Genomic DNA, 24595 nt, shown 5'->3' on the forward strand with positions numbered 1-24595 from the left:
GTCCAACACATGCTTTTCATCGGATCGATCGTGGTTCACGATAGATCAGTGGAGCTCCAGCAGATGCGCTACGTCCTCGCCGTCGCCGAGCACGGCTCGTTCACCCGGGCGGCGGAGAGCTGCTTCGTCGTGCAGTCCGCGCTGAGCCACCAGGTCGCCCGGCTCGAGCAGGAGCTCGGCGTCCGGCTGTTCCACCGCACCAGCCGCCAGGTCCGGCTCAGCCCGGCGGGCGCGGCCTTCTTGCCCGTCGCCCGGCAGTGCCTCGACGCGGCCGACCGCGCGGCGGCGGAGGCGGCGGCCGCGGAAGGGGAGATCCGCGGGCCACTGGCGATCGGGGTGATCCCGACGGTGGCCGCGGTCGACGTACCGGAGGCGCTGCGGGCGTTCCGGACCGCGCACCCGCAGGTGCAGGTCCGGCTGACCAGCGGCAACAGCGACATGTTCGTGCGCCAGGTCGCCGAGGGCGCGCTGGACCTGGCGTTCCTCGGGCTGCCCGACGACTTCGCCGTCTCCGGCGTCGCCACGCGGCTGCTGGCCCGCGACCAGCACCGGGCCGTCGTCGGCCCCGGGCACCCGCTGGCCGGACGCCGGCGGCTGACGCTGGAGCGGCTGGCCGACGAGACGTTCGTCGACTTCCCCGCCGGGACGACCGGCCGGCGCCAGGCCGACCTCGCGTTCGCCGCGGCCGGGCTGACCCGCGAGGTCGCCTACGAGACGACCGACATGCTCCTCATGGCGCGCCTGCTCCGCGCCGGCCTCGGCGTCGCCCTGCTGGCCTCGACGTTCGCCGCGCACCTGCCGGACCTGGTGGCGATCCCGGTCACCCGGGCGCCGGTCCGGACCGAGCACGTCATCTGGAGCGGCTTCGGTCCGGCACCGGCGGCCGCGGCGTTCCTGAGCTCGCTCGGGATCACGCCGTAGCGGTCGGGTGGGTCAGAGCGCCCAGTCGGCGTTCCAGCCCTCGATGGCGCTGGCCGGACGCGCCGCCGGGCCGGTGTAGACGGCCGACGGACGGATCAGGCGGCCCGTCGTCTTCTGCTCGAGGATGTGCGCGGACCACCCGCCGGTGCGGGCGCAGGTGAACATCGACGTGAACATGTGCGGCGGCACGTCGGCGAAGTCGAGGACGATGGCGGCCCAGAACTCCACGTTGGTCTCGAGCACGCGGTCGGGACGGCGCTCGCGGAGCTCGGTCAGCGCGGCCTGCTCCAGCGCCTCGGCGATCTCGAAGCGCGGCGCGCCCAGCTCCTTGGCGGTCCGGCGCAGCACGCGGGCCCGCGGGTCCTCGGCGCGGTAGACGCGGTGGCCGAAGCCCATCAGCCGCTCGCCGGCGTCGAGCAGGTTCTTGACGTATGCCCGCGCGTCGCCGGTCTTCTCGACCTCCTCGATCATGTGCAGCACCCGGGACGGCGCGCCGCCGTGCAGCGGGCCGCTCATCGCGCCGATGGCGCCGGAGAAGGCCGCCGCGACGTCGGCGCCCGTGGAGGTGATGACGCGCGCGGTGAACGTCGAGGCGTTCATGCCGTGCTCGGCCGCCGAGGACCAGTAGGCGTCGATCGCGTGCGCGTGCTTGGGGTCGGCCTCACCGCGCCAGCGGATGAGGAACTTCTCGGCGAGCGTCCTGCCCTCGTCGACGAGACGCTGCGGGACGACCGGGAGGTGCAGGTCGCGGGCCGACTGGCCGGCGTACGAGAGGACCATGACGGCGACCCGGGCGAGGTCGGCGCGGGCCTGCTCGTCGCTGATGTCGTAGGTCTGGCCGAAGCCGAAGGCCGGCGCCAGCATCGCGATCGCGGCCTGGACGTCGACGCGGACGTCACCGGTGTGGACCGGCAGGCTGAACGCCTCGGCCGGCGGGAGACCCGGCGTGAAGGCGCCGTCGATCAGCAGCCCCCACACGTTCTCGAAGGGGACCCGGCCGACCAGGTCCTCGATGTCGACACCGCGGTAGCGCAGCGCCGAGCCTTCCTTGTCGGGCTCCGCGATCTGGGTCTCGAAGGCGATGACGCCTTCCAGTCCGTGGTGTACCTCGGGCATCGGCGAACTCCTTCGTTGCGACGGGGCGAGCCGTCCGGAGGCCGGGCGGCCCGCGGGCCACCCGGCATTCTGCCCCACTTCCCCTCCACCCCCCTACGCTGGCCCCATGCCCGCCGATGCCGACGCGCGTGACGACCTGGCCGCCCTCCGCAAGGAGTACGGCGACCGCGGGCTCGCCGAGGCCGACGTCCCGGACGATCCGTGGGTGCTCTGGCAGCGCTGGTTCGACGACGTCGCCGCGGCCGGCGTCCACGAGCCCAATGCCATGGTCGTCGCCACCGTCGACCCTGACGGGACGCCGTCGGCGCGGATGGTGCTGCTGAAGGGCGTGCAGGCGGCCGGTGCCGGCGAGGGCTTCCGGTTCTTCACCAACACCGGGTCCCGCAAGGGCCAGGCGCTCGCCCACGAGCCCCGCTGCGCCCTGCTCTTCCCGTGGCACCCCCTCGAGCGGCAGGTGCGGGTCGAGGGGACGGCGGTGCCCCTGGCGGAGGCCGACGTGACGTCGTACTTCTCGTCGCGGCCGCGGGGCTCGCAGCTCGGAGCCTGGGCGTCCCCCCAGTCAGCTGTCGTCTCCGGTCGTGGTGCCCTCGAGGACGCCTACCGGGCGGCCGAGGACCGCTTCGCCGGCCAGGACGTCCCGGTGCCGCCGGCGTGGGGCGGGTACGTCGTCCGGCCGGCGTCGTTCGAGTTCTGGCAGGGTCGCCCGGGCCGCCTCCACGACCGGATCCGCTACGGGCGCGCTGCTGCCGGGGGCTGGTCGAGGACGCGGCTCGCGCCCTGAGGGTCTCCGGCGCCGTCCTGGGGCGTGTCGTCGTCCCGGCTGGCCGCGTAGATCGCCCCCAGCACGACCAGGACCAGGATCACCGCCACCAGGACGAACGTCTGGCGCCGGTCCTGCGCCGAGGTGTGGTTGACCGTGCTCTGGTGCCGCTTGCGCCCCTTGCGCCCGGAGCGCCGGCGCCGCTCCGGCCCGCCGAGGCCCGGCATCGGACCGGCCCCCTCGAGCGGGGCGAAGTGCGGGACCTCGTAGGTCGGCGCGACGATCTGGCGGAACTCGTCCTGGGCGGGGCGGGCGGTGGGATCGACGTGGCGGGCGGTGTCGTCGGTGGGCTCGGTGGGCTCGATCGGCTCGGGCTCGATGGGCTCGGGCTCGATGGGCTCGGGGGCGGTGGGCTCGGGGTCGGTGGGCTCGGGCTCGGGCGGTGCCGGCGGCGCGGGCTCTGGCTCGGCGAGCACCTCCGACTCGGGCTCGATGGGCTCGACGGCCACGACGGGCTCCGGAGCGGGCGGCGTGGGGGTGGCGACGACTTCGGGGAGCGGATCCGTGAGCGGGTCGAAGCGGGGGACCGCGCGGGTGGGGAGGAGCAGCGAGCGGAACTCCTCCGGCGCGGGCTTCGCCGCGACCGGCGCGGGCTCGACCTCGACCACCGGCTCCGGGCCGACCTCGACCACAGGCTCCGGCTCCGCCAGCACCACGTGCGGCCGGCCGCTGGTCGGCCAGTTGCCCGCCCCCACCAGCTCCAGGACGACGAGCAGCGCCTGGGGGGTCGGGCGGCGGTGGTCGGGTCCGACGATGGCGCGGACGAGAACCTCGGAGGCGAACGGCGGGAAGCCGGGCTCCAGGTCCGTGGGCGCGGCCGGCTCCGGCGTGCCGGGACCGGGCGCGACCCCGGTCAGGGCGTGGTAGGCGAGGCGGGCCAGCGCAACGACGTCGGTCTCGTCGATGCGGCAGAGGAGGGGGATCGCCTGGTCGGCCGGTACGGCGTCCGGCGCGGCTGCGGCGATGAGCGCGGTGAGGAGGGCGCGGTCGTCTTCTTCAGGGGGGAGCCCCAGGGTCATGGGGCGAATCCTGCCGCCGGATCCGCGGTCGTGGGGCCGAATCCGCTCAATCGTGCCCGGACCTCGGCGGCGACGAGCTCGACGGCGGGGGTGCGGGCGAGGCCGGCGGCGATCTCCTCCGCCGCCCGCCGGTACGACGGCTCGTCGAGCACCGTCCGGATCGCGGCGGCGAGCGTGGTGGTCACGGCGACGGCGACACCGGCCTCGGTGAGGCGGACGGCGTGGTCGAACTGGTCGTAGTCCACGGGCACCACCACGGAGGGCAGCCCGGCGGCGAGCGTGTGGCCGAGCACGCCGGCGCCACCGTGGTGGACGACGGCGGCGAAGCGGGGCAGGTCGCGGGCGTAGTCGACGTACTGGTGCACGGTGACGCCGCTCCCGAGCGCCGAGGCGGGCACCGGATCGCCGCCCAGGCTGACGTGCAGGTCGACGTCCGGAAGGGCGGCGGCGGCCTCGGTGGCGGCGGCGAGGAGCGCCTGCTTGTGCCAGGGCAGGTGCGTCCCGGCGGTGACGAGGACGGCGGGCCGTCCGGGCGTGAGCTCCGGCGGCGGCGCCGGGGTGGGCGGGGTGTGGAGGACGGGGCCGACGTAGCGCACCGCGGCCGGCAGCGAGCGGGGGAACTCGATCGCCTCGGGGGTGAGCGCGAAGATCCGCTCGGGCGAGTAGATCGCCTCCGAGCCGTCGGGGCGGTGCAGGCGCGCCAGGCCCACGTCGGCCAGCCGGACGCCGGCCAGGCGCGGCGCCAGTCCCTTGAACCCGCGCACGATCGCGCGCCCCACGGCGTCCCGTCCGCGGCCCAGGACGCCGACGCCCGGCCGCCACCCACCCAGGTACGACGGCGGCCCGCTGCGACCCTCGATCGCGCATGGCGAGGGGTGGGTCGTCCACCAGGGCACGCCGATCTCGTCGGCGGCGCTGCCGACCGCGCCCATGGTGAAGTCCGCGAGCACCAGGTCGGGGCGCCGCACGGCCCACACGCCGAGCAGCTCGCCGCGGAACTCCCGCTGCAGCCCGACCGCGGCCCGCAGCTGGCGGGCGAGTCGGCGCGGGTTGCTGCCGATCCGGTAAGGCGGGTTCACGACCGTCTCGAGGACCTCGTCGGCACCCTCCAGCAGCGCGAGCCCCGGCACGCCGGACGCGGCGATCGCGGGCCCCGCGCCGGCGGTGCTGATCACCCGCACCTCGATGCCGGGCTCACGGGCCAGCCGCGCGGCGATGCCGAGGATGGGGTGCAGGTGGCCCGCCATCGGCGGCGCCACCAGGTCGACGAGGCTCATCGAGGGGCCTTCAGCTCGGCCAGCAACGCGCGGCAGAGCGCGGCGAGCTCGGGGGCGGCGAGGTAGTCGAGGTGTCCCGCATCGACAGTGACGTCGTGCGGCCACCAGCGGGCCAGGTGGTCGCCGCGGCTCCCGACCCGGATCGTCCGGCAGGACGGCGGCCGGGTCGCGACCGCGCCGTAGGCGACGACGACGAGCCGGTCGAGCACGTCCTGGGGGAGCGCGAGCCGGCCGAGCAGGTCGAGCCCGATCGACCCGGCCAGCACCAGCGTCCGGTCGGCGGCGGCCAGCTGCCGCGTGACCGTCGGCAGCACCCGCGCCGCCCAGCGCCGCCGCGCGAGCCGGATCCGCCAGAACAGCACGAGGTGGCGCAGGCTGCCGAGCCACAGCGGCACCGGCCGGTACGGCGCGAGCCCGGTGTCGTAGGGGAAGTTGAGCCGCACCTTCGCCTCGTCCGCGAGCGGCAGCGCGTCGAGGAAGGCGCTCTGCACCGGGGAGAGCGCGCACGAGCGCGGGTCGCTCTGCCCGGTCAGGTGCAGCACCTGGAGGTCCATCAGCGGCCCGGCACCGGCGCGAAGTCGTCGTCCGAGCGCACCCGGTAGGTGCGGGTCCGCCACCGGATGGTCCGCTGCACCGCGCCGTGCCCGAGGTGCGCGGGCTGCACGAGCTCGGAGACCAGCGACAGCACGGGTGCGTGGAGCGGACGCCCGTAGATCCGGCGCTGCAGGCCGCGCAGGAGCAGCGCGCGGCCGCCGAGCACGGCCACCAGCGGCAGGAGCCGGCGTGAACGCAGCGAGCCGACAAGCACCACCCAGAGCAGGTTCGGGTGCACGCCGTGCAGGACGCTGATCGCGCCCACGGTGGCAGGCGGCTGGCGGCGCAGGAGCAGGTTGGCGAAGAGCATCCAGCGGTGCATCAGCCGCACGTACGGCGCCGGGCCGGGTACCGTCGTCGTGATCCACTGCGGTGACGCGGTCTGGCAGATCGTCCCGCCGCCGCCGAGCACCGCGCCGGCGACGGCGAGGTCGTCGGTGAGGTTGCGCAGGATCGGCGTGAATCCCCCTACGGCACGCAGGTCCGCGACCCGCATGGCCCAGCACATCCCGTTGATCGTCACCGGCGCCATCGGCAGGTAGGTCAGAGCCGCGTTGTTGTCGACGAACTGCTCGACCAGCCGCGCCCACACCGTGCCCCCAGGCAGGTACGCCGGCAGGCCGGTCGCGAGCGTCGCCCGGTCGAGGCCGCCGAGCAGGGCGCCGAGGCTGGTCCGCGGCAGCCGGGTGTCGTCGTCGAGGACGAGGAGGATCTCGTCGTCCGCGCAGTCGTCGAGCGCGGGCTGGAGCTTGGCGAGCTTGGGGTTGATCCCGTCGGGGGCTGCCTCGCAGACGCGGACCTCCAGGCGGGGCGCGGGCCCGATCTGGTCGACGACCCGGTGCGCCTCGCGATCGTCGGCGTCGATGAGCCAGACGAAGCGGGCGCCGTCGAGTGCGATCAGGTTGTCGCGCAGGGCGTCCTCGAGACCGGGATCTCCCGACAGGACGGGCTGCACGACGACCACCTTCGCGATCGCGTCGTCGGCGGGCTCGACGGCCGCGGGGGCCTTCGCGGCCGCCCGGAGGGCGGCGGCCGACTTGCCGGCCTGCAGGGCGAGGTAGCCGGCGGCGGCCCGTCGTACCCAGCGGCTCACAGGTGCTCCTTCTGCCACGCGACGAAGGACTCGACGCCCTCGGCGACGGAGATCGGCGGCGCGCCGAGGTCGCGCAGCATCTTGTCGGGGACGAACGTCTTGGACCAGCTCAGGACGCCCACGCCATAGGGGGTGATGGGCGGCTCGCCCGGGAGGCGCAGCACCCGCCACGTCCTCTCGAGCACGGTCGCGGCGCGCATCGCCGTCGTCAGCGACACCTCGCGGGTCGGGGCCTGCAGCCCGAGCCGCTCGATCACCTCGAGCAGCAGCGCCTGGATCTCGACCGGCTCGGCGTTGGTCAGGTGGTAGACGCCGCCGAGGTCGGGGCGGTCGGCGAGCTGCAGCAGGTAGGTGGCGAGGTTGTCGACGTAGACCAGGTCGCCGACGGCCGGCGTCGCGCGTCCGGTCAGGCGGGGGACCCGTCCGGCCTTGGCGGCCGCGATGATCCGCGGGAAGAGCACCGTGTCGCCCGGCCCGAAGACCGCCCGCGGCCGGGCGATCACCCACGAACCCCCGTAGGTACGGACGATCCGCTCCGAGTCGGCCTTCGTGCGGGCGTAGTCGTTGGCGAACGTCGCGGGCAGCGGCGTCTCCTCGGTGAGGTCGAGCTGGTCGCCGTCGCGGTAGAGCACCGAGGACGACGACACGTGCACCAGCCGCGGGCTCCCCAGCGCCGCGCACCAGTCGAGCACGGTCTGGGTGGCGACCACGTTGTCGCGGTCGTAGTCGGCGCGCTTCGCATAGGGGGTGGCGCGGGCGGCGCAGTGGATCACCGCGTCGGGCCGCCAGGGGAGCGCGGGCAGCTCGTCGGCCGGCGTCCGGCCGAGATCGACGCTCAGGTAGCCCGGCTGGTCGAGGCGGCGCCGGCCCAGGCCGATCACCTCGTGGCCCGCCTCGCGTGCCAGCTCCGCGAGCCGGCCGCCGACGAAGCCGGAGGCTCCGGTCACGAGAATCCTCATGTCACCTTCCTGATCCGTCGTCGCTTCTGGTCCGGTGCCTCGACCGGCCACGCCATCGGGACGAGCTCGGGCGCCCGGCCGCCGAGCCGCCGGGCGAGCCGGCCGACCTCGGCAGCGACCCGGGGGACGGCGTCCGGGCCGCCGAGGGTGGTGGCGAGGCGCCACTGGTCGCCGTGCTGCTCGATGCGGTAGTCGCCGAGCTCGCCGGCCAGTGCCACCGCGTGCCGCAGCGCGTCGGGGTAGACCGGTGCGTCCGTGGGCGGCAGCGTCAGCACGTCGTCGGCCCGGCCGAGGACGGCGGCGATGCTCCGGCCCGGCCGTCCGCACGGGCAGGGGCCCGGTGCCGCGAGGAGGACGTCGTCGAGCCGGTGCCGCACGACGTACTGGGTGGTCCGGGTGAAGTCGGTGATCACGGGGTGGAAGCGCCGGTGGTCGATCCACTCCGGCTCGACGTGGAGGTGCCCCTCGTTGAGGTGCAGCCGGCCTGCCGGGCAGCTCACCGCGAGCAGTCCCTCGGTGGCCTGGTAGATCTGCTCGACCGGGCGTCCCCAGGCCGCGGCGATGACCGCCTCGTCGTCGGGCTCCAGGGTCTCGGCGACCGACACCACCTGGAGCGGGCGCAGCCCGGGCGGTGCGGCCTCGGCGATCCGGCGCAGTACGCCCGCCGGCGCGACGAGAACGTCGGTGCCGGACAGCCGGGGCAGGTGCGTCTCGAGCGGGACGGTGAGGTCGTGCCACGAGAACGCGACCCGGCTGCTGTCGAGCGTCTCGTAGAGGTTGCTGTTGGCGCGCAGGAACAGCGCGACCCGCAGCGGGCGGCGCAGCATCGTCCGCAACGAGGTGGGCGACATGAGCTGACCCATCAGGATCCCTGCCCACAGGCGGCTCTCCGCCTCGGAGACGAGGAAGACGACGCGGGTGCCGGACGTGCCTGACGAGAGGCCGACGGTGACGCCACCGGGCAGGGTGCTCGCGAAGTCGCGGGAGCGCTCGGCCGACTCGGCCACGGCGAGCGCCTGGTCGAGCGTGATGCCGTGCCGGTTGAACGACGCGAAGTCGGCGAGCACCGTGCGCTTGTCGACGACCGGCAGCTCGGACAGCGGGGCGCCCGCGAAGTCCGCGTAGAACGGGGCTTCGGGCAGCTCGACGCGCAGGAACCGGTCGAGGGCGCGGGCCCGCCGCCGGTCGAAGCCACCGCTCGGGAGCCAGCGCTCGCGGGCGAACGCTCCCGCGACGGCTCGCGGGTCAGAGGCCGGCATGCCAGGCGTCGAAGCCGGCGGTGCAGTGGGCCGGGAGAAACAGCAGGTCGGGGCGGGCGCGGTGCAGGGAGTGGAGCGCGCCGAGGGTGCCCATCGCGGTGGTCCAGTCGTCGAAGGCGATCCCGGCCAGGCGGGACGGCGGTGCGAGGTCGGTGATCGACTTCGTGAACCACGCGGCGTCGCCGGCGAGCAGCACCTGGCGGCCGTCGGTGGCGGTGAGCACGAGCCCGAGGTGGCCGGGCATGTGGCCGGGCAGCGGGACGACGACCAGGCTGCCGTCACCGAGCAGGTCGCCGCCCGGCAGGTCGTCGGCGGCGACGAGCCGCTCGCGCAGGTCGTCGGGCAGCATCGCCGGCAGGAGGCCGTGCCGGATCGCGTTGATCCCCTTGAGGCCGGTGATCTGCGCGCCGCCGGCAGCACCCGCGTAGATGCGGGCGTTCGGGTAGTCGCGCAGGCCCGCGACGTGGTCGCCGTGGAAGTGCGAGACCACCACGCGTCGTACGTCGAGCGGGTCGATGCCGAGTCCGCGCAGCTGGTCCGGCAGGTGCTGGTCGTCGGGCAGCGTGACCGGGAGCAGCTCGCGGTAGAGCCGCGCGGGGAGTCGCTGGGTGGCGGTGAAGAAGTGGTCGGCGTACCCGGTGTCGAAGAGGGTCCAGCCGTGGTCGGGGTGCCCGATCGCGGCCGCGTACGACGGGAACTCGATCCGCCGCAGCGGCGCGCCCTTGCGGGCCAGGCCCTCGATCTGGACGCAGTGCCCGACCCGCAGCCAGTGCAGGGTGACGGGCGGCTGGTCGGTGGGGATCTCGGTCAGTAGCACAGCACGATCCCGCCGAGGCTGAGTCCGGCGCCGGTGCCGAGGAGGAGCGCCCGGTCGCCCCGCTGCAGCCGACCGCTCTCGATCGCCGCGTGCAGTGCGGACGGCAGCGAGGCGCCGACCTGGTTGCCGTGGTCGGCGTAGATGTCGACGAACTGCTCGTCGGTGATGCCGAACCGCTGCCGGACCCAGGTGAGCGCGTGGTGGCTCGCCTGGTGCGGCACGACCACGGACAGGTCGGCCATCGTCGTCCCGGCCTCGTCGAGCAGGCCCTCGACGAACGGCGGCAGGTGCTTGATGGCGAGCCGGAAGACGGCGCCGCCCTCCATCCGGAAGCGCGCCCAGTCGGCGTAGTCGCCGCTGACCCGGTCGGGCGCGTGGCGCGAGCCGCCGCCCTTGATCTCGCAGGTGTGCGCGCCCTCGCTGTGGGTGGCGAGACCGGCGGCCAGGACGGACGATCCCGTCGTGCCGGCGTGGCCGACGACCACGGCGGCGGCGCCGTCGCCGAAGATCCCGGACGCGCCGAGGTCGGACCAGTCGAGCCCGACCGAGGCCAGGTCGCTGGACACGATGAGGATCCGCTCGTGCCGGCCGGCGTCGACGAGGGTCGCGGCCAGGTCGAGCGCGACCAGGAAGCTCAGGCAGCTCGCGTTGACGTCCCACGCCGGCACCGGTCGCGCGGGGGCGAGCTCTTCGTGCAGCAGCGCGGCGTTGCAGGGCAGCGGCTGGTCCGGCGTCGCGCTCGCGCCGAGGATGACGTCGACGTCGTCGAGGGTCAGGCCTGCGGCGGCGAGCGCCTTGCGGGCGGCCTGCGCACCGAGCGCCGCGGCGCTGCCGCGCTCGACGTGCCGGACCCGGACGCCCGTCCGGTCCTCGACGGTCCCGGCGGGCAGGCCGAGGCGCTCGTCGAGCTCCGCACTCGTGAGCGCCTCGTCCGGCAGCACCGCGGCGGTGCCGAGGATGCGCAGCGCGCGCGACCCGAGACCTGGCACGGGAGCCCCCCTTCGTCTGGTCCGACGAGGATAGTCGGGCGGCTCAGCGTCCCGCGGCGTCGAGCGCGGTGGCGGTCAGCGTGCGGCCGAGCTCGAGGAGCTCGGTCGCCCGGTGGAAGTCGAGCGTGCGCGCGGCGCCCAGCGGGATGGTGACGAGGACGTCGGGCGGCAGCGCGGCCAGGCGGTAGCGGGTGATCAGGCTCTGCATCGCGTCGAACGAGAGCGCGACCACCTCGGACGTGCGGACGTCGGGGCGCCCGGGCGACTCGGCCGGAGCCTCGGCGGGGGCCTCCGGGCTGCCGATGGGGACGACGTCCGCGAGGTCGTCGCCGGCGTCGGGACCGAGGTCGCCGCGGCGGAACCGGCGGCGCAGCTCGGTGGCCCACTCGGTGGCCCACTCGGCCGTGCGGACCGAGAAGCCGCGGGCCGGCGAGGCGGGCTCGTGGGGCTCGCGCGGACCCTGCAGCGAGACCGCGAGGGTGAAGTCGGCGGCCGCCGCGGCGGTGGGGTCGAGGGGGAGCGGGTTGAGCAGGCCGCCGTCGACGAGCACCCGTCCGTCGACCACGGCCGGGGTGAACAGGCCGGGGATCGCTATCGACGCGCGGATCGCCGGGATGAGCGGACCCCGCTGGAACCAGACCTCGCGGCGGGCGGCGAGGTCGGTCGCGACCGCGGTGAAGGGGATCGGCAGGTCCTCGATGAGCACCTCGCCGACGATGTCGTCGAGGGCCGCCATCAGCCGCTCGGCGGTGGCCGCGCCGCCGCCGGACCAGGTGGGGTCGGCGAGCCGGACCACGCGGCGCTGGGTGAGCGTCGAGGCCCAGGTGGCGAACTCCTCGTCCTTGCCGGCCGCGACCAGGCCGCCGACGACCGCGCCCATCGAGGTGCCGGAGACGGCGACGATCTCGTGCCCGCGCTCGCGCAGCTCCTGCACCGCACCGAGGTGGGCGTAGCCGCGAGCGCCGCCGGAGCCGAGGACCAGTGCGATGCGTGCCATGGACCCCATTCTTCGCAGAGGGGCGCGACATAGCCCAGGTGAGGCCGTGTCGTTGTGCTCACATGGGCCGTCTGCGAACCCTCACCAGACTCTCTGCCGGCATGCTCGCCGCCGGCAGCCTGGCCGTGGCGGGGCTGAGCGCGCCACCGGCGACCGCCGGCGACCCGCCGCCGCCGGTCTCGGTCGACCAGCGGTTCACCACCTCCGACGGCGTGTCGCTGCAGACCACGCTCACCAGCACCGGGCCGGTGTCCGCGAAGCCCACGGTGGTCGAGTTCTCGCCGTACGGCGACGGCAGCCGGACGCTCGAGGTCGGCCCCGACTACAACTACCTCCTCGTCCAGATCCGCGGCACCGGCGACAGCGACGGCTCGTTCGACGCGCTCGGGCCGGCGAGCCAGCGCGACGTCGTCGAGGTGCTGCGGTGGGCGTGCCACCAGCCGTTCAGCGACGGCCGGCTCGCACTCAACGGCTTCTCGGCGAGCGCGATCGTGCTCTACAACTCCTGGCACCAGGAGCTGCCCTGCGTGAAGGCGGCGATCCTCAAGTCCGGCACGCACGAGCTCTACCGCGACCTGCTCGTGCCCGGCGCGATCCTCAACCTGGTCCCCGGCGCCGGCGTGATCGCGATGATCGGCGCCCCCGCGCTGCTCCAGGGCATCGACCGGCTGCAGCGCTCGCCGGAGTCGGCGTTCGGCGTGATCGGGGGGCTCTTCGCGAGCGGCCTGGGGGTGCTGGCGCACCCGACGCTCGACCAGTGGTGGCGCGAGCGCGGCTGGCGCGGCGACGCCAACGACATCCCGGTGCTCATGATCAACGGCTTCTACGACGTCGAGTCGCGGGGCGCCTTCCAGGCCTTCCAGGCGCTGCGTTCCGACGGCGCCCACCTGGTCATGGAGGGCGGTCACGACGGCGTCCCCGTCGGCAGCGACGGCGGCCGCGGCGAGGCCGCTGCCTGGCTCGACCACTACGTGCGCGGCGTCGACAACGGGATCGAGGCCACGCCGGCCGTCAGCCTGCTGCTGGCGAAGGGCTCGCGGGCGTCGTACCTGGCGGGGGAGCACGTGCGCCGCGAGGCCGCCGACTGGCCCGTTCCCGGCACCAGCTGGACGACGCTCTCGCTCGCGCCGGGACGGGGGCTGCAGACCGGCACGCCGGCGGCGACCGGGCTGGCGTCGTACCTGACGGTGCCGTCGCTGCCGACGGCGTCCGACGTCCCCAATGCGGCGATCATCGAGGCCGGTGGCGCCAGCGCGCTCACCGGAGCGCTCCCGCTGCTCGCCGACAGCCGGCTCGCGGCGCTCGACGGCCTGACCGGGCTGACCTTCACGACGAAGGCGCTGCGTGCCGACGTCGACCTCGCCGGACCGCTCGCGCTCGACCTGTCGCTCGCGACGACCACCCCCGGGACCGGCATCTGGGCGGTGCTCTCCGACGTCGCCCCCGACGGCTCGTCGCACCCGCTGACCGTCGGCCGGCTCTCGACCAGCTACCCCGGCGTCGACCTGGACCGGTCGCTCGTCGTCGACGGCGAGGTCGTCCAGCCCTATGGCGACTACACCCACCCCGCGCCCGCCCGGGCCGGTCAGTTCCGGCGCTACCAGGTGGAGCTGTGGCCGGTGGGCAACAGGTTCCGCGCGGGGCACCGGATCCGGGTCCAGCTCGTCGGCTCGTCGGTCGCCTCGCTGCTCGCGCTGCCCGGGCTGCACACGGTGCGCCTCGGTGGCGCCGACGGAGCCGTGCTGCGGGTGCCGGTGCTGCCGGGCAGCGACCTGGAGGCCGCGCTGGCGCCCTGAGCGGCGTCCGGTCGGCCCGGTGCGCGGTCATCCGCGCTCGATCCGCAGCCGCACCGAGTCGACCTTCGGCGGCACCCGGAACGCCGAGCGCGGCAGCGGGCCGACCACCTCCAGCCGGTAGCGCCGTACGTGCCGGGCCGGGGGCGGCCGCTCCACCAGGCGGCGGGCCGCGCCGCCCTGCAGCACCAGGTCGGCGCGGACCAGCCGGTCGCTGCCCAGCAGCAGCCGCACCAGCGCGGTCGTCGCCGCGTACGGCGGGTTGGCGACCACCCGGAACGGCCGGGCCGGCAGGCGCAGCTCGCGCAGGTCGCAGCGGACGACGCGCAGCCCGCGCTCGCCGTACCGATCGCGGAGGAGGGCGGCCCGCCGCGCGTGCAGCTCGACCGCGATCACCGTGGCGCCCGTGGCCAGGAGCGGCGCCGCCAGCGCGCCGTCCCCGGCGCCCACGTCGAGGACCAGGTCGTCCGCGCCGACCTCGGCGTCCGCGACCAGGCGGCGGGCGGCCTCAGGCCGGAGCGGGTGCCATCCCCACGCGCGCCGCGACCCCCGCGACCCCCGCGACCCCGGCGACCCCGGCGACCCCGGCGACCCCGACGGCTGCCCGGACACGACGCACCATCACGAAGTAGCTCATGCCCCGCGACCCTAGGCACCCCACCCCCACCCACGCACCCCGTTTTCCCGCGAAGTGGCACGTTCCGGCGGCCGAGGGTGCACGCGAGTGCGGGTCGGAGGCGTCGGGGCGTCATACGTTGCTCGTTCGGCCGCCGGAACGCGCCCCTTCGCCCGCCGGAACGCGCCCCTTCGCCCGCCGGAACGCGCCCCTTCGCCCGCCGGAACGCGCCCCTTCGCCCGCCGGAACGCGCCCCTTCGCCGGGAAAAGGAGTTGTGAGTGAGTGCTCACTCATTCATACTGGCGGGCATGCCACCCCGTGCTGCGCCGCTGTCTCCCGAGGAGCGCCGCGAGGCGCTCATGACGGCGACGCTCCCGCTGCTCTACGACCACGGGCGGGGGGTCACCACGCGCCTCATCGCCGAGACGGCGGGGGTGGCGGAGGGCACGATCTTCCGGGTCTTCGCGTCCAAGGACGAGCTGATCGACGCCACCGTGCGGAAGGCGTTCGAGCCCGGCCAGATGCAGCGTGACCTCGCCGCCATCCCGGACGACGCATCGCTCCACGACCGGGCGCTCGCGCTCGTCACCGTCATGCAGCGGCGGTTCGCGAAGTCGTTCCTGCTGCTCCAGCGGCTCGGCATGACCGGACCGCCGGAGCCGCCGGAGCAGAAGGGCGAGTGGGCCCGGCGGGTCGAGGCGACCACGCAGGCGATGGTCGACCTGCTCAGCCCGTTCCAGGACGAGCTCACCCAGCCCGCCGCGCTCGTCGTCCGGAGCCTGCGGCTGCTGACGTTCTCCGGCACCCACCCCAAGTTCACCGGCGGCGACCTGCTCACCGCCGAGCAGATCGTCGACCTGGTCCTGTACGGCGCGGTCCGCCGCCCGGCCGCGACCCCCGAGGAGACCCACTGATGCTCACGCGACTCCTGCGCACCTACCTGCAGCCCTACCGAGGCTGGCTGTCCGTCATCGTCGTCCTGCAGTTCACCTCGACGGTGGCGATGCTCTACCTGCCCAGCCTCAACGCCGACATCATCGACAAGGGCGTCGCCCGCGGCGACACCGGCTACATCATCGAGATCGGCGCGATCATGCTGGGCGTCGCGCTCGTCCAGGCGGCCTGCTCGATGAGCTCCGCGTGGTTCGGCGGCCAGGCGGCGATGGCGTTCGGCCGCGACCTGCGCAAGGCCGTGTTCGGCCGGATCGGCCGGTTCTCGGCGCGCGAGGTCTCCGACTTCGGCGCCCCGTCGCTCATCACCCGCGCGACCAACGACGTCCAGCAGGTGCAGATGCTGGCGATGATGACCTGCCTGATGGCGGTGACCATCCCGATCATGATGGTCGGCGGCGTGATCATGGCGATGCGCGAGGACTTCGGCCTCTCGTGGCTCGTCGTCGCCGTGGTCCCGGTGCTGTTCGTGTGCATCGGCATCGTCGTGTCCCGCATGGTTCCGGCGTTCCGCCAGGTCCAGGAGCGCCTGGACGACGTCAACCGGGTGCTGCGCGAGCAGATCACCGGCATCCGCGTGGTCCGGGCCTTCGTCCGCGAGCCCCACGAGAGCCGCCGCTTCGGCAAGGCCAACGACGACCTGACCGCCGTCTCGCTGCGGGCCGGTCGCTGGATGGCGCTGATGTTCCCGCTCGTCATGGCGGTCTCGAACGTCGCGAGCGTCGGCGTGATCTGGTTCGGCGGCCACCGCGTCGACTCCGGCCAGATGGAGGTCGGCGCCCTCACCGCGTTCCTCGCCTACCTGATGCAGATCCTGATGTCGGTGATGATGGGCACCTTCATGCTGATGATGGTGCCGCGCGCCGCCGTCAGCGCCGACCGGATCGGTGCCGTCCTCGACACCGAGACGAGCGTCGTCCCGCCGGCGCACCCGGTCACCGAGGTCGCCGTGTCCGGCCACCTCGACGTCGAGGGCGTCGGCCTGACCTACCCGGGCGCCGAGGCGCCGGTGCTGCGCGACGTCAGCTTCCGGGCCCGCCCGGGCCAGACGATCGCGGTGATCGGCTCGACGGGCGCCGGCAAGACCACGCTGGTCAACCTCGTCCCGCGCCTGCTCGACGCCACCGCGGGCACGGTCCGGGTCGACGGCGTCGACGTCCGCGAGCTCGACCCCGAGCTGCTCTGGTCGAAGATCGGCCTGGTGCCGCAGCGCGCCTTCCTCTTCACCGGCACCATCGCCTCGAACCTGCGCTACGGCAACCCGGACGCCACCGACGACGACCTGTGGGCGGCGCTCGAGATCGCCCAGGCCGCGGACTTCGTCCGGGCGATGCCCGAGCAGCTCGACAGCCCCGTCGCGCAAGGCGGGACGACGGTCTCCGGCGGCCAGCGCCAGCGCCTGGCCATCGCCCGCGCGCTCGTCCGGCGACCCGAGATCTACCTGTTCGACGACGCGTTCTCGGCGCTCGACGTCGCCACCGACGCCCGCCTGCGCGCGGCGCTGAAGCCGGTGACGCTCCACGCGACGGTGGTGCTCGTCGCGCAGCGGATCGCCACCATCCGCGACGCCGACCAGATCCTCGTCCTCGAGGACGGCGAGGTGGTCGGCCAGGGCACCCACGACGAGCTGCTCGAGTACAACGAGACCTACCAGCAGATCGCGGCCTCACAGGGCATCAAGGGAGAGGAGGTCCCGGCATGAGCGAGTCCAAGAACGGCACGATGAAGCAGACCGAGCGGATCGTGCAGACCGGCGGCCCCGGCCGCGGCCCGATGGGCGGCATGGTCGGCCAGAAGGCCGACGACTTCGGCAGCTCGGCGCGGCGGCTGCTCGCACGACTGCGTCCCGCACGGGGCAAGGCGGTCGCCGTCCTGCTGCTGGGACTGGGCAGCGTCGCGTCCGTCGTGGTCGGCCCCTACCTCCTCGGCAAGGCCACCGACGCCGTCTTCACCGGCCTGATCGGCCGCAAGCTCGAGGGCCACACCCAGGCGGACGCCGTCGCGCAGGCCGAGGCGAGCGGCAACAGCGGCTACGCCGACTTCCTGCGCGGGCTCAAGGACGTGATCCCCGGTCAGGGCATCGACTTCGACAAGGTCGGCCACCTGCTGCTCATCACGCTGCTCGTGTACGTCGGCGGGCAGGTGCTCGGCTGGCTCCAGGGCTACCTCGTCAACGACGTCGTCCAGGCGACCGTGCGCCAGATGCGCACCGACGTGGAGGAGAAGATCCACCGTCTCCCGCTGGCCTACTTCGACAAGCAGCCGCGCGGCGAGCTGCTCAGCCGGGTCACCAACGACATCGACAACGTCGCGCAGAACCTCCAGCAGACGATGAGCCAGCTGCTCACCTCGCTGCTCATGGTGATCGGCGTGCTCGGGATGATGTTCTGGGTCTCGCCGCTGCTCGCGCTCATCGCGCTCGTGTCGGTGCCGCTGGCGATGTTCACCACCGGCCGGATCATGAAGCGCTCGCAGAGCCAGTTCATCAACCAGTGGCGGCAGACCGGCCGGCTCAACGCGCAGGTCGAGGAGTCCATCTCCGGGCACGCGCTGGTCACCGTGTTCGGCCGGCGCCGGGCGGTCGAGGCGGAGTTCGACGCGGCCAACGAGGAGCTCTACCAGTCGTCGTACCGGGCGCAGTTCATCAGCGGCCTGGTGATGCCGATGATGATGCTCATCGGCAACCTCAACTACGTCGTGATCGCCGTCGTCGGCGGCCTGCGCGTGGCGTCCGGCTCGCTGTCGCTCGGCGAGGTGCAGGCCTTCATCCAGTACTCGCGGATGTTCACCCAGCCGATCACCCAGATCGCGTCGATGGCGAACCTCCTGCAGTCCGGCGTCGCGTCGGCCGAGCGGGTCTTCGAGCTGCTCGACGCCGACGAGGAGGTCGACCCCTCCGCGCTGTCCGACGCGCCCGCCCGCACCGGGACGACGCGCGGCGAGGTGGCGTTCGAGCACGTGGACTTCTCCTACGACCCCGAGGAGCCGCTCATCGAGGACCTCTCGCTGGTCGCGCACCCGGGCCAGATGGTCGCCATCGTCGGCCCCACCGGCGCCGGCAAGACCACGCTGGTCAACCTGATCATGAGGTTCTACGAGCTCGACGGCGGCCGGATCACGCTCGACGGCGTCGACGTCACCGCGATGTCGCGCGCCGAGCTGCGCAGCCGGATCGGGATGGTGCTCCAGGACACCTGGATCTTCGAGGGCACGATCCGCGACAACATCGCCTACGGCCGTCCCGACGCGACCGACGACGAGATCCGCGCGGCCGCGCGGGCGACGTACGTCGACCGGTTCGTGCACTCGCTGCCCGAGGGCTACGAGACCAATGTCGACGACGAGGGCTCCAACCTGTCGGCCGGCGAGCGCCAGCTCATCACCATCGCCCGGGCCTTCCTGGCCCAGCCGGCGCTGCTCATCCTCGACGAGGCGACCTCGTCGGTCGACACGCGCACCGAGCTGCTCCTGCAGCAGGCGATGGCGGCGCTGCGCACCGACCGGACGTCGTTCGTGATCGCGCACCGGCTCTCCACGATCCGCGACGCCGACCTGATCCTCGTCATGGAGCACGGCCGGATCGTCGAGCAGGGCTCGCACGCCGAGCTCCTCGAGCGCGACGGCGCGTTCGCGCGGCTGCACGCCGCGCAGTTCGCCGCAGCGGCCGTATGAGCGCGATGTGGGGGTGGCTGCTCCTCGCGATCGCGAGCGAGGTCGCGGCCACCCTGTCGCTGCGCGCCTCCGAGGGCTTCACCCGCCTGCTGCCGTCGCTCGTGGTCGTCGCCGGCTACGTGGTGGCGTTCTACGGGCTCTCGCAGGCACTCACCCGTGGGATGCAGCTCGGCACGGCGTACGCCGTGTGGTCGGGCGTGGGCGTCGCGGCGATCGCCGTCCTCGGGGTGGTGATCTTCCGCGAGTCGCTGAGCCTGGTCCAGGTCGCCGGGCTGGTGTTCGTCGTGGTGGGCGTCGTCATGCTCGAGCTCGGCGCCCACCACGCCTAGGTGCTGAGGCGGGTCAGCGCCTCATCACGCGCCGGGCCAGCGTGTTGCCGCCCAGCTGGATGATCATCACGAAGCCCACCAGCACGACGATCGCCGACCAGGTGATCACCTGGTCGAACTGGCGGAAGCCGAAGCGCTGGGCGAACGAGCCGAGCCCGCCGCCGGCGACGACGCCCGCGATCGCGGTCATGTCGACGATCGCGACGAAGGCGAACGTGAAGCCGAGGATCAACGGCCCGAGCGCCTCGGGGAGCACGACGGTCAGCGCGATCCGGGCCCGGCTGGCGCCCATCGCACGCGCCGCCTCGATCACGCCGGGGCTGACCGTGACCAGGTTCTGCTCGACGATCCGGCTGACGCCGAAGATCGCGGCGATGGTGATCGCGAACGTCGCCGCCCAGATCTCGATGCCGGTGCCGATCACGACGCGGGCCAGCGGCTGCAGTGCCGCCACGAAGATGACGAACGGGATCGGCCGGAAGAAGTTGACGATCACGTTGAGGACGACGAACAGTGGCCGGTTGGCGTAGAGCCCGCCGCCGCGGGTGACGTACAGGCCGAGCCCGAGGGCGAGGCCGAGGAGGCCGCCCAGGACGAGGCCGGTGGAGGCCATGACGAGGGTCTCGCCCGCCGCCTGCCAGAACTCCGGCTGCAGGTCGCCGAGCCGGGTGTCGATGCCGAGCGCGGTCATCACGCCACCTCCGTCCACGGGACGACGGGTGCGAGCTCGGCGAGCGCGGCGTCGACCGCCGCGGCGTCGCCGGTGAGCGCGACCGTCAGGTTGCCGAAGCTGGTGCCCTGGATCTCCTCGATGCCGCCGTGCACGAGCTCGAACCCGACGTCGTGGCGGGCGAAGGCGGCGAACGCCTGGGAGGGCCGGCCCGCGGTGTCGCGGAACGCGAGCCGTACGAACCGGCCGGGGTGGCGCTCGCGCAGCGCGGCGACGACGTCGGGGTCGGGGACGTCCTCGACGACGGTGCGGACGAAGCGGCGGGTCACGTCGTGCTGCGGCTCGGTGAACACGTCGACCACGGGGCCCTGCTCGACGACCTTGCCGGCGTCCATCACCGCGACCCGGTGGGCGATCCGGCGGACGACGTCCATCTCGTGGGTGATGAGCAGGATGGTCACGCCGAGCTCGCGGTTGACCCGCTCGAGCAGGTCGAGCACGTCCCGGGTGGTGTCGGGGTCGAGCGCGCTGGTGGCCTCGTCGGCCAGCAGCAGCGGGGGATTGGTGGCGAGCGCCCGGGCGATCCCGACGCGCTGCTTCTGGCCGCCGGACAGGTCGCCGACCCGTGCGTGGGCCTTGTCGGCGAGGCCGACGAAGTGCAGCAGCTCGGAGATCCGCCGCTGCTGCTCCTCGCGCGCCATGCCGGCCACGGTGAGGGGGAACGCCAGGTTCCCCCACACGGTGCGCGACTCCATCAGGTTGAACTGCTGGAAGACCATCCCGATCCCGCGGCGCAGCTCGCGCAGGCCGCGCTCGGAGAGCGTGGTGACGTCGACGCCGTCGACCACCACGCTCCCCGCCGTGACCGGCTCGAGCGCGTTGACGAGCCGCACCAGCGTGGACTTGCCGGCGCCGGAGTAGCCGATGATCGCGAAGATCTCGCCCCGCTCCACGCTGAGGTCGACGCCGTCGACCGCGCGGTGGACGGCGTCGCCGCGACGGGCGCCGGGGAACTCCTTCACCGCGCCGCGCAGCTCGACCAGGGGGCCCGTGGAAGCGGTCACTTCTGCTCGCGGATCTGCTTCTCGACGTCGTGCAGGCTCTTCTCCAGGTCGGCCTGGCTGACCTTCACGAACTCCGCCGTGCCGCCGGAGGCCTCGTCGGCGCCGTCGAGGACGTCCTGGGTGTCCTGGTAGACCTCGACGAGCTTCTTCAGCGCCGGGTTGTCCTTGTCCTCGGCGCGGACGGCGAAGATGTTGACGTAGGGGACGGCCTTCGGGTCGCTCGGGTCGTCGACGGCGATCGCGTCGTCGAACTTCAGCCCGGCGTCCTCGACGAAGTCGTTGTTGACGATCGCCGCGGCGACGTCGGGCAGCGAGGTCGGGGTGAGGTCGGCCTGCAGCGCCTTCACCTTGACCCGCGAGGCGGACTGGTCGACGTCGGCGACGGTGGAGAAGATCGAGCCGCCGTCCTTGAGCTTGATCAGGCCGGCCGACTGCAGGACGAGCAGGCCGCGGGCCTGGTTGGAGTCGTCGTCGGGGACGATCACCGTCTCGCCGTCGGGGATGTCGGCGACGTCGTCGTACTTCTGCGAGTAGAGGCCGAGCGGGTAGATCGCCGTCGAGCCCAGCGGCACCAGGTCGTCGTCGTTGGCGACGTTGTACTGCGCCAGGTAGACGATGTGCTGGAACTGGTTGGCGTCCAGCTCACCGGCGCTGAGCGCGGGGTTGGGCACCGGGTACTCGGCGAAGTCCTTGATCTCCAGCTCGATGCCGGCGTCCTCGGCCGCCTTCTTGAACGTCTCCCAGTAGGGGTCGCTCGCCCCCACCGTGCCCAGCACGACCTTGACCGGCTCGTCGCCGCTCAGCGCGGTGGCGCCGTCCTTGCCGGTCGCGCGAGGGGCGTCGTCCTCCCCTCGGGTGAGGAGGAAGATCGCCGCGGCGACGACCGCCAGGACGATCACCGCGACACCGCCGATGAGCGGCAGGCGGGACTTGGGGGCTTCGATGAGCGGGATCTCGTCGGACATGACCGCTAAAAGCCGAGTGGATCGCTCGACATTCCTGATCGGCGACGTTGGCTGCGTCACAGGTGGCGCCGGTTAATCCGTTGTGCGCCGCCGGAGCGCGACCTACGGTAGGGGCACACGGGAAAGGAGGTGGTCCGAAGAATGAGTTCTTTCAGGACGCGTGAGGTGGCTGCGCGCTAGCAGCCCGACGCTGGATGGGGCGAGCTCGCCTCTGACGAGCTGCCGCCCGAATGTCGGCTGCGCGCGAATCTCAACGCAGCCACCCGACCCGCAGGTGCAACCGGGATCGTCCCCCGGCCTGGTCTCCCGACCACACCTGCGGGTCGCTGCATTTTTCCGCGAAGTGCGGAGGTTGCGGGTCCGAGGTTGCGGGGTGAGGCGCGTTCCCTGCGTCACAGAAAGTTGCCGTCGTCAACCAATCGCCATATAGTTGACCGGTCACAACCAACTCGGTGACCCGCGCTACGACGAGAAGAGATGACGCACTCGATGACCACCGCTCCACCGGCCCCGGCCGAACCGGGTCAGATGACCCACCGCGAGATCCTGGAGGCCCTGACCGGGCTCCTGCTCGCGATGTTCGTGGCGATGCTCTCCAGCACCGTGGTGAGCAACGCCCTCCCCGCGATCGTGACCGACCTGCACGGCAGCCAGACCGGCTACACGTGGGTCGTCGTCGCGACGCTCCTGACGATGACCGCGACCACCCCGATCTGGGGCAAGCTCGCGGACCTGTTCAGCAAGAAGCTCCTGGTCCAGGTGGCGCTCGTCATCTTCTCCATCGGCTCCGTCGTGGCCGCGGTGGCGCCCAACATGGGCGTGCTCATCGGAGCGCGTGCCTTCCAGGGCCTCGGCGTCGGCGGCCTGACCGCGCTGGTCCAGGTGGTCATCGCCTCGATGGTCTCCCCGCGCGAGCGCGGCCGCTACAGCGGCTACATCGGTGCGGTCTTCGCGACCGCGACGGTCAGCGGCCCGCTGCTCGGCGGCATCGTCGTCGACAGCCCGCTCGGCTGGCGCGGCTGCTTCATCGTCGGCATCCCGGTCGCCGTCCTCGCGTTCGTCGTGCTGCAGAAGACGCTGCACCTGCCGACCATCAAGCGCGACGTCAAGATCGACTACCTCGGCGCGACGCTCATCATGGGCGGCATCAGCCTGCTCCTGGTCTGGGTCAGCCTGGCCGGCACCAACTTCGACTGGATCTCCGGTACGTCGGCCGCGCTCGTCGTCGCCAGCCTGGTCCTCATCGGCGCGGCCCTGTGGGTCGAGGCCCGCGTGGCGGCCGAGCCGGTGATCCCGCTGCGCCTCTTCCGCGACCGCACCACCGCGCTCGCCACCGCCGCGTCGGTGATGATCGGCGTCGCGATGTTCGGCGCGACCGTCTACCTCAGCCAGTACTTCCAGCTCGCCCGCGGCATGAGCCCCACCGAGGCCGGCCTGATGTCCATCGCGATGGTCGGCGGCCTGCTCGTGTCCAGCATCCTCAGCGGCCGGGTGATCACCCGGACCGGCCTGTGGAAGCGCTGGCTCGTCGGCGGCATGGTGCTGGTCATCGCCGGCATCGCGCTGCTCGGCACCATCGACTCCACGACGTCGCTGTGGGTCGTCGGCGCCTGGATGGCGATCACCGGTGTCGGTCTCGGCGCGACGATGCAGAACCTCGTCCTCGCCGTCCAGAACAACACCGCCCCGCAGGACCTCGGAGCGGCCAGCTCGGTCGTCGCGATGTTCCGCTCCATCGGTGGTTCCGCCGGTGTCGCGGCGCTCGGCGCGGTGCTCGCCCACCAGGTCACCGGTGGCGTCAAGGACGGCATCGCCCAGCTCGTCGCGGCCGGCAAGATCTCGCCCGCCCAGGTCGAGCAGATGCAGCACTCGACCGGCGACATCCCCAAGGTCGCCGACCTCCCGCCGGCGATCCGGGCGATCTACGAGGGCTCCTTCGGCGACGCCGTCGGTCACCTGTTCATGGTCGCCGCGCCGTTCGCTGTGGTCGCCTTCCTCTGCATCCTCTTCATCAAGGAGGTGCCGCTGCGCACGACCACCGGGCCGAGCGTCGCGGAGTCCGAGATCGAGGCGGGCGCGGTCGCGACCGGCAACCCGGCCGACTACCCGGGCTACGAGGTCGAGGGCGTCGAGGGCGTCGAGGGTGACGTCGAGGCCGCCGCGGCCGAGAACGACCCGGTCGGCCGGAGCAGGTGATGGACACCGAGACCGTCGTCGCCTCCCGCGCCGACGCGCTGCGCGAGCTCGAGACCGAGGTCGGCGTCCTCATCCGGCGGATCCGCCGGGTGATCGGCGAGCGGGCCCGGGCGGTGCACCCGGACCTGCTGCCGGCGTCCTACCTGATGCTGAGCTACGTGCGCGACCACGGCCCCCTGCGGGCCTCGGCGATGTGCGCGGTGTTCGACATCGACAAAGGCGCGATCAGCCGCCAGGTCCAGCACCTCATCGACCTGGGCCTGGTCGACCGCGAGCCGGACCCCGAGGACGGCCGGGCCACCCTCCTCAGCGCCAGCGAGGACGGCGTCCGCCGGCTCGAGGTCGTCGCCGACCAGCGGCGCCACCAGCTCGACGCGCGGCTGGCCGACTGGCCGGCCGACGAGCTCCACGCGTTCGCGGGCTCGCTGCGGCGCTACAACGACGCGCTCGGCATCCCGGCCGATCGCTGAGGGCTCC

The 24595-nt window shown here is 73.4% G+C and carries 23 protein-coding genes; 9 read left to right on the forward strand and 14 right to left on the reverse strand.

Annotated features, from left to right (window positions below; all coding sequences use genetic code 11):
- Window positions 1-48 precede the first annotated feature (48 nt).
- Entirely contained in the window at window positions 49-921 is an 873-nt protein-coding gene (locus BM223_RS27305; protein WP_038676999.1) for a LysR family transcriptional regulator, read from the forward strand.
- A 12-nt stretch (window positions 922-933) separates the two neighbouring features.
- On the opposite strand, the gene BM223_RS27310 is transcribed toward BM223_RS27305, so the two are convergent.
- Window positions 934-2037, reverse strand: a complete 1104-nt coding sequence (locus BM223_RS27310) for a citrate synthase 2 (RefSeq protein WP_038677001.1) — start codon at window positions 2035-2037, stop codon at window positions 934-936.
- A gap of 106 nt (window positions 2038-2143) precedes the next feature.
- On the opposite strand from BM223_RS27310, the gene pdxH reads away from it, so the two are divergent.
- The gene (gene pdxH / locus BM223_RS27315) at window positions 2144-2818 is read left to right on the forward strand and encodes a pyridoxamine 5'-phosphate oxidase (protein ID WP_038677003.1); all 675 of its coding nucleotides are present in this window, start codon (window positions 2144-2146) and stop codon (window positions 2816-2818) included.
- On the opposite strand, the gene BM223_RS27320 is transcribed toward pdxH, so the two are convergent.
- Genes BM223_RS27320 through BM223_RS27360 form a run of 9 tightly spaced genes read right to left on the reverse strand, consistent with a single transcriptional unit; the run spans window position 2767 to window position 11861 of the window.
- Window positions 2767-3876, reverse strand: a complete 1110-nt coding sequence (locus tag BM223_RS27320; RefSeq protein ID WP_052138244.1) for a hypothetical protein — start codon at window positions 3874-3876, stop codon at window positions 2767-2769. The two genes, pdxH and BM223_RS27320, sit on opposite strands and share 52 nt — an antisense overlap.
- Window positions 3873-5153, reverse strand: coding sequence for a glycosyltransferase (locus BM223_RS27325; RefSeq protein ID WP_038677005.1), 1281 nt, complete (start codon window positions 5151-5153; stop codon window positions 3873-3875). The genes BM223_RS27320 and BM223_RS27325 overlap by 4 nt, the downstream gene beginning before the upstream one ends.
- Complete coding sequence (locus BM223_RS27330) at window positions 5150-5707, reverse strand: hypothetical protein (RefSeq protein ID WP_038677007.1); 558 nt, start codon at window positions 5705-5707, stop codon at window positions 5150-5152. Before BM223_RS27330 ends, BM223_RS27325 begins: the two co-directional genes overlap by 4 nt.
- Complete coding sequence (locus tag BM223_RS27335) at window positions 5707-6840, reverse strand: glycosyltransferase (protein ID WP_038677009.1); 1134 nt, start codon at window positions 6838-6840, stop codon at window positions 5707-5709. The genes BM223_RS27330 and BM223_RS27335 overlap by 1 nt, the downstream gene beginning before the upstream one ends.
- Window positions 6837-7799, reverse strand: coding sequence for an NAD-dependent epimerase/dehydratase family protein (locus BM223_RS27340; RefSeq protein WP_038677011.1), 963 nt, complete (start codon window positions 7797-7799; stop codon window positions 6837-6839). The genes BM223_RS27335 and BM223_RS27340 overlap by 4 nt, the downstream gene beginning before the upstream one ends.
- Complete coding sequence (locus BM223_RS27345; protein WP_052138245.1) at window positions 7796-9058, reverse strand: F390 synthetase-related protein; 1263 nt, start codon at window positions 9056-9058, stop codon at window positions 7796-7798. The genes BM223_RS27340 and BM223_RS27345 overlap by 4 nt, the downstream gene beginning before the upstream one ends.
- Window positions 9045-9875 carry an MBL fold metallo-hydrolase gene (locus BM223_RS27350; RefSeq protein ID WP_052138246.1) on the reverse strand — a complete coding sequence of 277 codons (831 nt, stop codon included), beginning with the start codon at window positions 9873-9875 and terminating at the stop codon, window positions 9045-9047. The genes BM223_RS27345 and BM223_RS27350 overlap by 14 nt, the downstream gene beginning before the upstream one ends.
- Window positions 9866-10864 (reverse strand): 3-oxoacyl-ACP synthase, encoded by a 999-nt coding sequence (locus BM223_RS27355; RefSeq protein ID WP_038677014.1) that lies wholly within the window; start codon window positions 10862-10864, stop codon window positions 9866-9868. Before BM223_RS27355 ends, BM223_RS27350 begins: the two co-directional genes overlap by 10 nt.
- Before the next feature lie 43 nt (window positions 10865-10907).
- Complete coding sequence (locus BM223_RS27360; RefSeq protein WP_038677015.1) at window positions 10908-11861, reverse strand: patatin-like phospholipase family protein; 954 nt, start codon at window positions 11859-11861, stop codon at window positions 10908-10910.
- Between the two features lie 101 nt (window positions 11862-11962).
- Here BM223_RS27360 and BM223_RS27365 point away from each other — a divergent pair, with 101 nt between their 5' ends.
- Window positions 11963-13657: a CocE/NonD family hydrolase gene (locus BM223_RS27365; RefSeq protein WP_038677017.1), complete on the forward strand. Its 1695-nt coding sequence runs from the start codon at window positions 11963-11965 to the stop codon at window positions 13655-13657.
- A 27-nt stretch (window positions 13658-13684) separates the two neighbouring features.
- On the opposite strand, the gene BM223_RS27370 is transcribed toward BM223_RS27365, so the two are convergent.
- Complete coding sequence (locus tag BM223_RS27370) at window positions 13685-14266, reverse strand: rRNA adenine N-6-methyltransferase family protein (RefSeq protein ID WP_075018789.1); 582 nt, start codon at window positions 14264-14266, stop codon at window positions 13685-13687.
- 313 nt (window positions 14267-14579) lie between these two features.
- Between BM223_RS27370 and BM223_RS27375 the strand changes: the two genes are divergently transcribed.
- The 4 genes from BM223_RS27375 to BM223_RS27390 are packed head-to-tail and all read left to right on the forward strand — an operon-like array spanning window position 14580 to window position 19223.
- On the forward strand, window positions 14580-15185 hold the full coding sequence (locus BM223_RS27375; RefSeq protein ID WP_038677020.1) for a TetR/AcrR family transcriptional regulator: 606 nt from the start codon (window positions 14580-14582) through the stop codon (window positions 15183-15185).
- Window positions 15185-16924, forward strand: a complete 1740-nt coding sequence (locus BM223_RS27380) for an ABC transporter ATP-binding protein (RefSeq protein ID WP_038677023.1) — start codon at window positions 15185-15187, stop codon at window positions 16922-16924. Before BM223_RS27375 ends, BM223_RS27380 begins: the two co-directional genes overlap by 1 nt.
- Window positions 16921-18894, forward strand: coding sequence for an ABC transporter ATP-binding protein (locus BM223_RS27385; RefSeq protein WP_038677024.1), 1974 nt, complete (start codon window positions 16921-16923; stop codon window positions 18892-18894). The genes BM223_RS27380 and BM223_RS27385 overlap by 4 nt, the downstream gene beginning before the upstream one ends.
- Window positions 18891-19223 carry a DMT family transporter gene (locus BM223_RS27390; RefSeq protein WP_038677027.1) on the forward strand — a complete coding sequence of 111 codons (333 nt, stop codon included), beginning with the start codon at window positions 18891-18893 and terminating at the stop codon, window positions 19221-19223. The genes BM223_RS27385 and BM223_RS27390 overlap by 4 nt, the downstream gene beginning before the upstream one ends.
- Before the next feature lie 13 nt (window positions 19224-19236).
- Here the strand turns inward: BM223_RS27390 and BM223_RS27395 are convergent, their stop codons facing one another.
- Genes BM223_RS27395 through BM223_RS27405 form a run of 3 tightly spaced genes read right to left on the reverse strand, consistent with a single transcriptional unit; the run spans window position 19237 to window position 21922 of the window.
- Window positions 19237-19914, reverse strand: coding sequence for a methionine ABC transporter permease (locus BM223_RS27395; protein ID WP_075018791.1), 678 nt, complete (start codon window positions 19912-19914; stop codon window positions 19237-19239).
- The gene (locus BM223_RS27400; RefSeq protein WP_038677029.1) at window positions 19914-20957 is read right to left on the reverse strand and encodes a methionine ABC transporter ATP-binding protein; all 1044 of its coding nucleotides are present in this window, start codon (window positions 20955-20957) and stop codon (window positions 19914-19916) included. Before BM223_RS27400 ends, BM223_RS27395 begins: the two co-directional genes overlap by 1 nt.
- Entirely contained in the window at window positions 20954-21922 is a 969-nt protein-coding gene (locus tag BM223_RS27405) for a MetQ/NlpA family ABC transporter substrate-binding protein (RefSeq protein WP_038677031.1), read from the reverse strand. The genes BM223_RS27400 and BM223_RS27405 overlap by 4 nt, the downstream gene beginning before the upstream one ends.
- 477 nt (window positions 21923-22399) lie before the next feature.
- Here BM223_RS27405 and BM223_RS27410 point away from each other — a divergent pair, with 477 nt between their 5' ends.
- Both BM223_RS27410 and BM223_RS27415 read left to right on the forward strand, forming a co-directional pair.
- Complete coding sequence (locus tag BM223_RS27410; protein ID WP_235319122.1) at window positions 22400-24118, forward strand: MDR family MFS transporter; 1719 nt, start codon at window positions 22400-22402, stop codon at window positions 24116-24118.
- Entirely contained in the window at window positions 24118-24588 is a 471-nt protein-coding gene (locus BM223_RS27415) for a MarR family winged helix-turn-helix transcriptional regulator (RefSeq protein ID WP_038677033.1), read from the forward strand. Before BM223_RS27410 ends, BM223_RS27415 begins: the two co-directional genes overlap by 1 nt.
- Window positions 24589-24595: the final 7 nt, after the last annotated feature.

Origin of the sequence: Pimelobacter simplex, assembly GCF_900114845.1 — a bacterium.
Lineage (GTDB): Bacteria > Actinomycetota > Actinomycetes > Propionibacteriales > Nocardioidaceae > Nocardioides > Nocardioides simplex.